The organism is Ignavibacteria bacterium, assembly GCA_015709655.1.
GTDB lineage: Bacteria > Bacteroidota > Ignavibacteria > Kapaibacteriales > Kapaibacteriaceae > OLB6.
Window position 1 is genome coordinate 2195118 of sequence record CP054181.1, and the last position, 12219, is coordinate 2207336.

The following is a 12219-nucleotide window of genomic DNA, read 5'->3' on the forward strand; positions in this document are numbered from 1 at the left end:
AAACACCAAACAAAGGAGCCCCATGCGATCCAAACATACGCACCCAGATCTTAGTGCGGCAATCGAAACACTAGCGGAGCTGGCAGGCGACGAAGTCGCGGCACTCGTGTTAAATCATCTGGAGCTGAGCAGACATGTTGGCGTTCAGCTGATGGAACGGGAGGTGACGCACCTAGCCGGGGAGCGCCATAGCCATGACAAGCCTCACCAGGGCCGGTACAGCCGCTGGGGACGTAATCCTGGCAGTCTTGCTGTAGGAGGACAGAAGCTGCCGGTGGCAGTACCCAGGGTGTATGATGCCGAAACCGGGAAGACGTTTTCGCCACAGATCTACCATGAAATGCGCCAGGCCGCGGAGCCACCGACCTACGTGATCGAGTCGTTGTTTCGTGGACTCGGCAGCCGCAATCTGGAGCTGGTTACCGAAGCATTGATGGATTCATTTGGACTCTCAAAGAGTCGGGTTTCTGAGCTTTTCGTTGAGCACAGCGCCGCGATCCTGGAAGAGTTTCTTCAGCGTCGCCTTGACGAGTCAACCTATGTGGCTGTCTTCATCGACGGAAAGTGCATACAGGGTCAGAACATCGTCTCGGTTATTGGCGTAACTGAAGCCGGGGAGAAGTATACGCTGGGGCTAACCCAATGTACGACAGAGAACGCCGGTGTGATCACGACGATGTTTCGCGAGATGATCAGCCGTGGTTTCTGCTTCGATGACGGCCTGTTGTTTGTGATCGACGGCGGGCTAGGCCTTCGAAAGGCGATCGAAGAGGTCTTTGGCGAATATGCCGTCATTCAGCGCTGCCAAGTGCACAAGTTGCGCAATGTGCTTGACCACTTGCCGGAGAACGCACGTCCAGAATGGCGCAAACTTCTGAAGCAATTGTTCTCCTGCGATGACTACAAACACGCACGCACTATGGCTGATGAACTCATAGCACGATTGCAGAAGATCAATCCCGCCGCTGCTGCATCACTCAAGGAGGGCATCGAAGACGTACTGACCCTGACAAGACTCGGCTTACGATCTGTGTTCGGCCGTTCGTTCGGCACGACAAATGTGATCGAGTCGGCGAACTCTGCCATAGCACGTCGTACGAGGCATGTTACGCGATGGTCCACAGGTGATCAGCGGCTACGGTGGTCAGCACTAGCTCTTCTTGATGCCGAACAATCATGGCGGCGAGTGCACAACTATAAACGATTGCCTATTTTGCAACGGGCGATCAAAGACGAGGTCAACAATAGAATCCAGTCCAATCAGCCCAAAGCCAAAGTCTCTAGATTTTCAACTAAGAAACGGACATAGTCTCTTTCCAGGTCTCGTACGTATTGGTTAGCATATCCATAGCTTCATTGTAAGTGTACGAAAATCGATTATAATTTTTCCAGCTGTCCAGATCCCACACCATTACAAAATACTCCGTAAGCAAACCCTTATCGTTACAACTGACTGTACTTCGCAGTGAAGGATTCTATTGTTCGCTATCCCACGAGTCATAATGTGAAGATTCTAATCTTTTGAAGGTCGGTATGTGTACACCATTCTGCCAGTTAGACTGTTGGAGGCGGAATACATAATAATGGTGTCGATATCCCATGTTGGCTCCTCTATGACCATATTGCGAGGGAATGGAGTGTGATTGTGTGTATTCGTATTCAGGTTGGCAGTGGTCCCCATCACACTATTTATAATCTTCGGGTTATATGTAGTTTGAGAAATTAGTCCTGAATAAGAAGCAATAATGACAATGCAAACGGTTAATGCCTTGATGAATCCTGACATACTACCTCAATGATAATGACTAGTAACGCTATAATATTATTTGGGAAACTATGTGAATTTTACAGAAACTGTTCTCTATGCAGGTATTTTATCTCGACAGGACGTAATCGAGCACGTGCGGTGGGTGCACCATCGAAGTGGTCGCTACTGGATTTGAACCGGTGACCTTTCGCGTGTGAAGCGAACGCTCTAAACCAGCTGAGCTAAGCGACCGTGGTGGACAAACATAGCAAAACCAGTGCGAATATTCTTGACACGAGTTATCGAAGCACACAAAGCGGAATACGTACCAGTGTAGTGCCAATCATTCCACGGGCAATATAGTATCCCGGGGCAAGCTGCTGACATGAAGCCATATATGCAGTACCATTCAGGGGAATTTGCAGGACTGAAGTTCCGTTTGCTGTATACACCGTCAGAACGTCCGGCAGAGTCTCAATAATAGCCGAGTTTAATACTCTGATTGTAATCACATCATGAGCCGGGTTTGGTTCGGCAACTAGTACCGGCTTTTGAGCAATTTCTTCTTTCACACTTGTGATTGGCAGAACCCGGCGGTGCAGGCCGCGCGTACCTGCAATCCATAGTACACCATCAGGGTCAATTACACACCCTCCGATCCGGATGTCCACAGGAAGATCAGTAAATTTAGTGAAAGGGGCTTTGGCAGACTCCGCGACGAAAACATCTTTTGGTGTGCTGATGGCGGTGTATCCAGATGGATGAAAGCTTATTGACCATTGGTGCACCACCGCACTGCGGAGTAAATCATCATCAGCATCATCAATAAACTGCTCGGTCCATGTTATACCCATGTTCGTAGATCGGTATATGCGTGCCGATCCGTAGCGTGGCTGCGGGTTGTTTGGCGTGCCATAATCTTGGTCAAACACCATTGAGGTAGCCCAGCAGTACAGACTGCCATCCGGTGCCTGAGTTAAGCTTTCAACCCACTGCTCTGTTAACGGCAGCGGGAGCTCTGCCCAGGTTTCGCCGCTGTTCATTGTGATTACAATACCACCACGGCGATGGCGCAGGGCATTGGAAACTTTTGACCCGATACTATAGCCCCTTGCCGCTGCAATAATGGTATCCTGACCACGTGCGATGATTGATGACATGACAACAGACGAATCGGTGAACCGTTCAGGGAATTGAAGTGAATCCCAACCAATACCGTTATGCCGCAGCAAAACATTACCACCAATTAGCAGTCGGCCGGCAGCATCATACGCTGCACATGTGCCTGCACTGTTGTCTAACCCCGCCGTTGGAGTGATGGGCGGAAACTGCATCAGCGTACCGTATAGCGTGTTTTGCGTCGGCATTTTCGATGGGCACACAAAGGAAGTATCAGTCAGGCCTAAGAGTGCCTGACGGTCAAGTACCTTTGTTGCATCGGTACTGGTTGTGAATGTCCCGGTCAGCATAATCGGATGATGTAACGGTACAATGGTGCTGCTGTCCAACACAAATATCTGGTTGGCAGATGTAACCATGACGGGGGTCTGACCGGCAAGAACGATTTGAGTGAGGGGCCACTGCTCTTCGGTGCTGACGGCGTCCGGGGGAAGCCTTAGTGCCGGACGTTGAATACGTGAAAGCCAGTCAGCGAAGTACGGTCCTGTTAGTAGATAGCCCCTTTCGCTAATATCAATAGGTATGGCCGGAAGGTTATCAGCTATGCTCACGGTTCCTGCTGAAAGTGAATAATCCAACAAAACAGTGGACATCTTCTTATTTGCCAAGCCTTGATACACGAGGCAATAATGTTCTTCACCGTTGCGCCGGTATTGGAAATTTCTTGATATTCTCCCCGGTATTATCGTTGGTGATAGGCGACGGATGGTAACACTTGTTCCATCGAACTCAATTACACGGCCGGAGTCCAGAAAAAACGAAACCTTATCCTGGCCAATATTTGTGAGGTACCGGGTTCTGCCGTAAACATTGTAGCGTGGCTTAATCGTATCTCCTTCCAACGTTAACAAATCAGGAACAGACTGCCATGCATTCGAAGCGGAGTAACGAACCAGCAAGTCCGTTTCGTCACCATTAACACAACGAACTGCCATCCCGGAACCATCGGGCAGTAGAGCAATGGTAGAGATATCTGCACCAAGCGTTGTAGTAGGAACATACCTTCTGGCCGCTGTATCGACAACAAACCATGAATCTGTGACGTTGTCCTTAACATAAACCGAGTCACCAAAACGCTGTGTAAATGCAGGGCTGCCGGAAAGTACTTCACGGTTTGTCATGTTGTACCAAGTTTTCCCTGAGTTAAAAGAGAAGACGTTACCGAACCGAATGGTGGAGCTGTCGATAACCGTATAGTTATAGTTGTTGCCTATAAGCCCGATATCAGCACCGTCCATCCGTTCAGAGTCCAAACGTTCCGGTTGCGCGCTAAGAGACTTGTACCGGAAAATGTAGCTATACCCTCCGGAACTCTGAGATCCAAGAACAAAAATCGTCCCGTTAGGCATTTTGACTATGCTGGGCCTGAATTCGATGTACACGAAGTCACCCGGGTCGATGACCCTGTTTGCAACATTGCCGACGGCTCCGGCATATACACCGTGGTTGCCAACTGAAAGAACAGAATCACCGGCAGCATTTAAGCAATAGTGCAATACACCTGCAATGTTGTTATTAAAGTAGAACCAATTCCAGTCATTAGGCTGCGCCATTATACTGATGCCGACAACCATCGTTGTAAAAAGCGTTATCCTTTTAATCACAGCATACATTACTGATCCCTTTAAAATAATCGGCAGTGCAATCCCAGATACGATTACATGACTGAGTACAGGCTAGACTGTCTTCCTTGAAATCGCACGTAACGATCCACTGCTTGCAGCACGTTGTGGGGTTTAGCATACAATATCTGCGTTCTATCATGCAAAAATCTTTACATTCAAGACATGATTCGTAGCAACCCGTGATATAGTTTTTGTTCATGCATCGCGGCAAGGCAAGAATATAACAGTACGCGTTCAGCGAGTTAATGCAATCGGTACCGGGGGTACACATCGGTATTACAGCTCCCAGGAAATTCCCGTCAGGGCAACATAAATTGGTTGCTTTAATGATTGCTTGCAGCAATGCAGATTCACCTAAATTCTTTAAATTTTGATCAACGCATATTCTCCGTACCCAAGTGATAGCGTCAAGTGCCCGCTTACAGTCAGGCGTACATGGGTTGTCAATTGGATTTGGCGGAAGTGCAAACTGCGTACATAGCTCAAGGGTTGCGTAATAGTTGATTCCCGCATGGCAGACGATTATCTCCTTGGTATGCCACTCCTTACAGTCATCGCAGTTAGGTGGAGTTTGAGCTGGATAGCACTGACCATAAATGGGAAGAGTAGTCAGTGTTAAACAACCAAGAAGCGTTAAAACGAACATTCTAATCATACGAATATTCTTTCTAGGAATCTGTCCATTACTAAGATAAGCAGAAATACAAGAAGCAACCAATGGTAGGAATAAATGTACGACTAAAGAGTACTGTACAACAATCAAGGGCATTCCCGAGGAGTTTGATCATTGGGCTATCAGGAGTTTGACGGCGGTGCAGTTATGCATTTACTTCCGATATTGCAACTATATGACGCATTTCTCAATCATTACAGCCGCCATCGTGCTCCTGTCAGGTTTCGGCAACGGTACTGCTCATGCCGATATTATGAATGCAGCTGAAGACGACCACATAGCTGAATATGGCCTGTCAGTGGCGCCGACGTACTTTGTTCATGACGAAGAGTGGGGAGTAAGCGTTCATGTTCATTCTACCTGGATGCTGCCACACACTGCCTTTGGAATTGGCATCGGCTACGAGAGGATTTTTGATGACCATGGGCACAATACGCTTGGGGTATTGTTCAGTTATCGGCCTTTTAATGATTTCAGCCTGGTGGTTTCACCTGGTATCACGATCGAAGATACCGCACCGCAGTCTGTACACGGAGCCTTCCATATTGAGGCTCTCTATGAGTTTGATGTAGGAGGCTTCCACATTGGTCCTGCGTGTGAATATGCCATCGAGCATGACGATGTGCATGTAAGCATCGGCCTGCATGTTGGTTTTGGTCTGTAATTATTTGTACTAGTTGATTTTTGGCGGTGCAACCCATGGAAGCTTGGGTAGATCTGCCTCGGTAGGACGAATCTCGACATCTTCGAACAGGAGGTCCGGTACAATCACAGTGGCGATTGTATAGCCCGAGCCGCCAGTTAAAAACGCATTGCCGATGGCGGGTGCGAGATAATTGTGTGCGTTGAATACTGTGCCGGTTGCCAGAATATCCTTAAATGATGCTGCAGATATCCCTGCGATCTCTACGCCGCGGACCGGTGTGGTCCGGCCATCAGCATACAGTTTATAAACTTGAAGTGGGGTAACAATATTCTGTCCGCTTGCCATAGGCATATCACCAGCCATAAGGGGATATACACCCGTCGCACCAAGGTTTTTATCCTGAATGCTGCTGACTACCAGCACATAATCCAGCTCGCGATCCTTCCTAAGCTGCATTAGCTTTTTAACCATGGCGGCCGGTGTTAACTGCTTTGACTTGTCGGTATTTGTAAGTTCAAGCACGCTTATCATCGGTGAGCCATTACGGTAGTGTCCGTTGCTGCTCTTGATTCGCCGAGTTGGTATTCTGCCGGATAGTAACGAACGCAAGTATCCTTTTACAATAAGATTCACGTTCTGAGCGGGCATTCCTTCATCGTCAATCGTATAGTATCCTGCCACCGGTGTTCCATGATAACGAGTGATCAGGGGGGTGGCAGTAACAGACAGGAACTCCGGCAGAACGCGAGCTCCGATTTTATTCTGGAATGCCATGGCAGGTCCGCCTGACATACTAACACCACCTTCGCTTGCCATTGCCCGCTGGGCAGTAAGGTTCGGTGCAAACTGCTGTGCAAAAATCTCGGCAGCAGCCTGACCGGTGAACAACACGGGTCCGTTATATGCTTCGATGGTTTCGCTTAGCTGAAGGTTTACTATGTTAGAAATCACTACTTTGGCTGTACTGCGCAGCGAATCAGCTGTTGGGAGGTCAGATGGTTTTAATCCGTATGCCGCATACGAGTCACTCAGTGGCATCCCATCGTGATCCTGAGCAACCGCGTACATTTCGAAGCCGGTAAACGCATGGAACCTGTGCGCACGCCTGCCTTCACTATTTGCGTACAGCCACTCTTCGGTGTTAAACTCCATTGCAACACGTGACGAGAGGAGATTGGTAGCTGAACGGAAAACATTGCTGACATTTTCAACTAAATCCTGGATATATTTCTGTGTGATGGTCAGCCCCTTCAGGGTTGTGTCAACCAGGTCATCAGCGCCGATCAGTGTGTAGTCCCAGGTGGTGTCGGTACGCGTACGATTTTCGGCCGATGCCTGCTTCTTGGCATACACTTCCAGAGCTTGCTTGTAACACGCGTCAATAGCAAGCCACAACTCCCGGCGCAGGGTTGCGTAGTCCAGTTCCAGCGGCACCCTGCGATTGGTAAAAACTTCTTCCTGGTCCGTAGAGCCGAAAAACCCAAGACTAACATCAAAAAAGTTGGTATTGTCAAAACGCGGAGAGCCCACGCGAACCCGTACGCTTAACAGGTTGCCGTTGGTGGAATCGGTATCTTCTGCAGAACCGAGAACAGCATGTGCACCTACGTGACTGCGCATGGCCAAACGAGCTTCAATGTGATACGGCCGTGCCAACTCACCAATATGCAGGTCAGTCATGGCACGGTTGATTTCATCATCTAACGCACGAAACAAATCGTCTCTGTTACCACCAAAGGCACTTGCCCATGAAGATGCCGTAAGAATTGTTATCAATAGAATGAGAGTTGTGCGGCCGATATGGTTAGGCAATTCGATACAAGTCATGGCCGTGCTTCCGGTGATGTGGTGGTACGTGTTTCAGGATTGCTCAGGATGGGAAGTTTGGCTTGCGACTTTTGCTTCTTCTGAGCTTCGATGCTGCGGACGAGCAGTGAGGGGGAGCTGGCACTTACGGGAACACCGCCTGACTCGGCACCGCAGACCCCATTAAAAATACCGGTATCATTGCCGGCTGCTACGATATTATTAAACGTTACCAGTGGTGTACCGATCAGGTCAACGCCGCGAACCAGTTCATCGGGACGTCCGTCGGCAAACACCTTGTACACTACCAGGGGCAGTACATTAAAAGCATTGGGCACGGTACGCCCCGTAAAGGTAAAGCCCCCTTCAATGTCCTCGAAGTACAAGCCATATTCCTTGCCTTCTTGCCTGCATATTGCGCGTAATGAATCGCGCAGCTGCGTAACCGGGATGGTTCGCGATGCAGAAACAATCAGGTTGCTCTGGCGCGATACAGCCTTTGCGCCTGCCTGACGCCGGCCGTGTCCGTTACTGTGATCAAAATTCTCAATGGGCGATCTGCTCATCAGGAAGCTCTTAAAAACCCCTTTGTCAACTGCAGTTACCGTCTGCGCAGGTACACCCTCGTCATCTACGTCGTATGCACCAACCAGATCGGTTCCGTTCAGTGACCGCTTATGGGGGTCGAAAATCACGCTGATGAAATCGGGAAGGATTGGTTTGTTAAGAAAAGTTTTGAAGGTTTGACTGCTATTAACATCCTTTTGCCGATGACCCTCCACGCGGTGACCGAAAATCTCGTGAAAGAATACGCCAGCGGCACGTCCGGAGAGGATGGCAGGGCCGCTATAGGTTTCGGCGAGTGGAGCTGTGCGCAGCTGCAGTGCAAGGTCGCGGATGGTACGTGCTTCGTGCAACAGTACGCTCATTGTGGGGAGACCGTCTTCGGTAAATGCCGCAAACGATCGATATAACGGGATGCTCATCCCGTCGGCAGCCTTTGTTCCGCACTGTATCATCAGCTGAACAATAGGCTCGTAGGTGCGAACGACGGTACCTTCGCTGGTAACAAATCTTTTTACGATATACTTGGCAACAATACTTGCAGATCCGGAGAACATCAGTGGTGATTCAGCAAATACGGCCGAGATTGCCCGTACATTCTCTTCCCATTGCGTCTGATCAAACGGGAAGGGAGGGGGCTCTTGTTTAAGGGTAAACGGCTTTTCAACCGACATGTCGGCCGAGGTGTCTTCGTCGCGTACCTTCACCTGCAGGTTGGTGAGTACTTTTTGATAGCGTTCAGCGGCAGATCGGTATGCGCGGTCAGTAGCTCGCCAGATTACGTGCTGAATTGCATATTGATCTGTGCCGAAGGGGAGTTGTACACCACGGGTTCCGCGACCCATTTCAAAGGCAACGCCTCGGATGCTGTGAGTGTTGTCGAACTGATACGACCCAACGCGGAGATCCACGTCGAGTATCCGCCGGCTGTCAGACTGGTTTGCTTCTAACTTGCCCAGCGAGGCACGAATGGTATGCGATTGGACCTCGGTAACACCGTATGACAGGTAATATGTATTGGGCGAAGCTGTCTGCAGCTTACTAAACGAGCGTGCAAGTTCGGCGCTCATGGCGTCAAGCACAACATCCGGCTGGGCGCTTATCGGAAGCACTCCGGCAAGCATGCAAATACCCGTCAGAAACAGGTTAATCAGTGCAAATGGTTTTGTTCTCAACGGTAAGATTCTCATCAAGGTTATAAATAATCGGTATGCCTGTTGCAATTTCGGTTTTTAAAATTTCATCGGGTGTAAGGTGCTCAATCATCATCACCAGCGATCGCAGAGAGTTGCCGTGAGCTACAACAAGTACGTTCTTGTTTTGTAGCAATAGCGGCTTAATATGGGCTTCGTAGTAGGGCGCTACGCGTTCGCGGGTCATCGCCAGCGATTCACCGTTGGGTGGGGCGATATCGTATGATCTGCGCCATTGGTGGACCTGCTCGGCACCATATTTTTCGGCAGTTTCTGCCTTATTCAGACCCTGAAGGTCGCCGTAGTGACGCTCGTTTAGCGCCTGATCGCGGTGAACGGGTACGCCGGTGATTCCGGCAGCCTCCATGGCAATGGTAGCCGTATTGATGGCGCGCTGAAGAACCGATGTGAACACAACATCAACCGGGTGCGACCGTAGTAGCTCGCCCGCATGTTGTGCTTCGCTGCGGCCCTGTGGCGAGAGATCAACATCTACCCAGCCGGTAAAGCGGTTTTCAAGATTCCACTGCGACTGCCCGTGGCGCAGTAATATTAATGTTGACATAAATTTAGTCCTACCAATCAGGATTTTTTCTCCGAGCAGAGTTCCATTAGAACACCGCCCGTGGATTTTGGGTGAAGAAAGGCAATCATCATATCATGCGCGCCCGGACGTGGTGTGGCATCAATCAGCTCTACCCCGTGCACTTGTTTGTCTCGCAGGTCTTCATCCAGGTTGGTAGAGTGAAAGGCAATGTGATGTATCCCCTCACCTTTTTTATCAATGAATTTTGCAATGGGGGAATCGGGTCGGGTTGCTGCAGTAAGCTCAATTCGTACTGAGCCAACTGAAAACGAGGCAACAGCAACACCCTGGTCCTCCACAGTCTCGGTATGAAAGTCGGTTACGTTGAATAGCTTGCCATACAACTCAATTGCCTGTTGCAGATCCCGCACCGCAATGCCAATATGATTTACACCATCAATCATGTGTGCTACGTAGTATTGCCTCGGTTTGCTGAAGGTCTGCAGGAGTGTTAATACCGTGGACTTCCCATGACTTTTCAGTACAAAACGACGCGATACCCAAGCCCCTTTCCTTTAAAATCGCAATGATATCTGTGAGGTAGTATTCGCTCTGAGCGTTGGTGTTTTGCACGCTGTGCAGACTATCGAAAAGCGCCGTGCTTTGAACAACGTACACACCTGAATTGATTTCGCGAATCTTTTGTTGTGTTTCGGTTGCGTCTTTTTGTTCGATTATGCCAATCATCGTGTTGCTTTCATCCCTGATGATGCGTCCGTATCCCGTTGGATCGTCCACAACCGTTGTAAGAACGGTTGCCGTTGCATTTGATTGGGTATGTGTATCCAAAAGACGTCGGAGGGTTGAGGCCGACAACAGGGGAACATCGCCTGAGAGGATCAGGACAGTTCCGTTGAGAGCGCCCAGTACCGGCTCAGTTTGCAGCACCGCATGGCCGGTACCGCGTTGCTCTTCCTGAATAACCACACGGCATTCAGGGACAATGCTCGTAGCATAGTTAGCTACCGCCTGACGCTGATGTCCGGCAATAACCACGATCTGTTTTGGACGTAATGACTGTGCGGTTTCCAGCACATAGCCAAGAAGGGGCTTGTCGCGGAGTGGAGTAAGAACCTTTGCCCGGTCGGGGTTGCCCATACGCTTCCCCATGCCGGCGGCCAGAATAACAACAAAAATCTCCGACATCAGGAATGCTGACCTGCGATAGTGTACGGCTCTACCGAGTGGCTAATGCTAACGATGGTATTGGTACCATCCAGCAGCACCACCGTGGGCTTCCAGTCATGAGCTTCTTCGCTACTAACAGGAGTATAGGTAAGGATAATCACCGCATCGTTAACATGTGCCTTACGCGCTGCGGCGCCATTCACGCAGATATCACGCGAACCGCGCGTACCTGGAATCACGTAGGTATCGAACCGCTCACCGTTGTTGATATTTAAAACGCTGACTTTCTCGTAGGCCAAGATATCGGCCGCTTCCATAAGGTCGGGGTCAATCGTAAGGCTCCCTTCATAATACAGGTTCGCCTGCGTAACCCGTGCCCGATGGAGCTTGCTTTTAAACATGATACGTTGCATAAGCTAATCCTGACAGTATCGCACAAAGTTACGAAATGGGGCATCCAACATCGTGATTTCATTTGTCTCATGAACGACTTCTGCCACCAACACAAAAAACAGTGAGTATAGCTCACAACTCCAGCATTAGTTGTGTTAGGAATTACAATTGAGTATATTGTCGAGCCTACTCTTCTTTGTAACGAAAGGGCGCACCTATGTATCGGATTGCCTCGAGTGTTATAGCCGTTCTTGTAATCGTGGGCTTCATGGTTTCATTATCTGCATACGTATGCGAATGTGTGCCACCACAACAGCAATGCAACTGGGATGATTGTTTGCCCGCAGTTGATGTACAGCCCGGTATGACACATGTTTCAATAGTCACGGAACAAGATACATGCACCGCAATGGTTTTTTTTGGTGCAGCAGAAATTTAACCGGTACTGATTGCGGAAAAATTGATTAGGATGTTTCTTGTGAATATAAGATTCAAAAGGTATGCTTCCCTGAGGAGTGTTTGCCTTCATGCATTTCTGTGGAAATGAACGGAGTACTTCAGAATCTAATTATAGAGATAGCTCGTGATAATCCTGCTGAACACTTTGTCCCAACTTCTTCTCAGTGGCTGATTCGCGGTTATAAAACAGCATACAGATTAGGCTTCCCAGCGTGCTTTT

Annotated in this window: 10 protein-coding genes and 1 tRNA gene; 2 read left to right on the forward strand and 9 right to left on the reverse strand. The window is 49.2% G+C overall.

Annotated features, from left to right (window positions below; genetic code table 11):
• Window positions 1-22 precede the first annotated feature (22 nt).
• Complete coding sequence (locus HRU79_08815) at window positions 23-1309, forward strand: IS256 family transposase (protein QOJ26740.1); 1287 nt, start codon at window positions 23-25, stop codon at window positions 1307-1309.
• A gap of 204 nt (window positions 1310-1513) precedes the next feature.
• On the opposite strand, the gene HRU79_08820 is transcribed toward HRU79_08815, so the two are convergent.
• The 3 genes from HRU79_08820 to HRU79_08830 all read right to left on the reverse strand — a co-directional run bounded on the left by HRU79_08820 (window position 1514) and on the right by HRU79_08830 (window position 4530).
• Complete coding sequence (locus HRU79_08820; protein QOJ26741.1) at window positions 1514-1786, reverse strand: hypothetical protein; 273 nt, start codon at window positions 1784-1786, stop codon at window positions 1514-1516.
• A 138-nt stretch (window positions 1787-1924) separates the two neighbouring features.
• A tRNA-Val gene (locus HRU79_08825) sits at window positions 1925-1999 on the reverse strand.
• A 47-nt stretch (window positions 2000-2046) separates the two neighbouring features.
• Window positions 2047-4530 carry a hypothetical protein gene (locus tag HRU79_08830; protein QOJ26742.1) on the reverse strand — a complete coding sequence of 828 codons (2484 nt, stop codon included), beginning with the start codon at window positions 4528-4530 and terminating at the stop codon, window positions 2047-2049.
• An 869-nt stretch (window positions 4531-5399) separates the two neighbouring features.
• Here HRU79_08830 and HRU79_08835 point away from each other — a divergent pair.
• Window positions 5400-5888, forward strand: coding sequence for a hypothetical protein (locus HRU79_08835; protein QOJ26743.1), 489 nt, complete (start codon window positions 5400-5402; stop codon window positions 5886-5888).
• Window positions 5889-5897: 9 nt separating this feature from the next.
• Here HRU79_08835 and HRU79_08840 read toward each other — a convergent pair whose 3' ends face one another.
• The 6 genes from HRU79_08840 to HRU79_08865 are packed head-to-tail and all read right to left on the reverse strand — an operon-like array spanning window position 5898 to window position 11560.
• On the reverse strand, window positions 5898-7697 hold the full coding sequence (locus tag HRU79_08840; GenBank protein ID QOJ26744.1) for a hypothetical protein: 1800 nt from the start codon (window positions 7695-7697) through the stop codon (window positions 5898-5900).
• The gene (locus HRU79_08845) at window positions 7694-9430 is read right to left on the reverse strand and encodes an acyl-phosphate glycerol 3-phosphate acyltransferase (protein QOJ26745.1); all 1737 of its coding nucleotides are present in this window, start codon (window positions 9428-9430) and stop codon (window positions 7694-7696) included. The genes HRU79_08840 and HRU79_08845 overlap by 4 nt, the downstream gene beginning before the upstream one ends.
• Window positions 9387-9998 carry a 2,3-diphosphoglycerate-dependent phosphoglycerate mutase gene (locus HRU79_08850; GenBank protein ID QOJ26746.1) on the reverse strand — a complete coding sequence of 204 codons (612 nt, stop codon included), beginning with the start codon at window positions 9996-9998 and terminating at the stop codon, window positions 9387-9389. Before HRU79_08850 ends, HRU79_08845 begins: the two co-directional genes overlap by 44 nt.
• A gap of 17 nt (window positions 9999-10015) precedes the next feature.
• Window positions 10016-10423 (reverse strand): methylmalonyl-CoA epimerase, encoded by a 408-nt coding sequence (gene mce, locus HRU79_08855; protein QOJ26747.1) that lies wholly within the window; start codon window positions 10421-10423, stop codon window positions 10016-10018.
• Complete coding sequence (locus tag HRU79_08860; protein QOJ26748.1) at window positions 10416-11165, reverse strand: NTP transferase domain-containing protein; 750 nt, start codon at window positions 11163-11165, stop codon at window positions 10416-10418. Before HRU79_08860 ends, mce begins: the two co-directional genes overlap by 8 nt.
• Window positions 11165-11560 carry an aspartate 1-decarboxylase gene (locus tag HRU79_08865; protein ID QOJ26749.1) on the reverse strand — a complete coding sequence of 132 codons (396 nt, stop codon included), beginning with the start codon at window positions 11558-11560 and terminating at the stop codon, window positions 11165-11167. The genes HRU79_08860 and HRU79_08865 overlap by 1 nt, the downstream gene beginning before the upstream one ends.
• Between the last annotated feature and the right edge of the window lie 659 nt (window positions 11561-12219).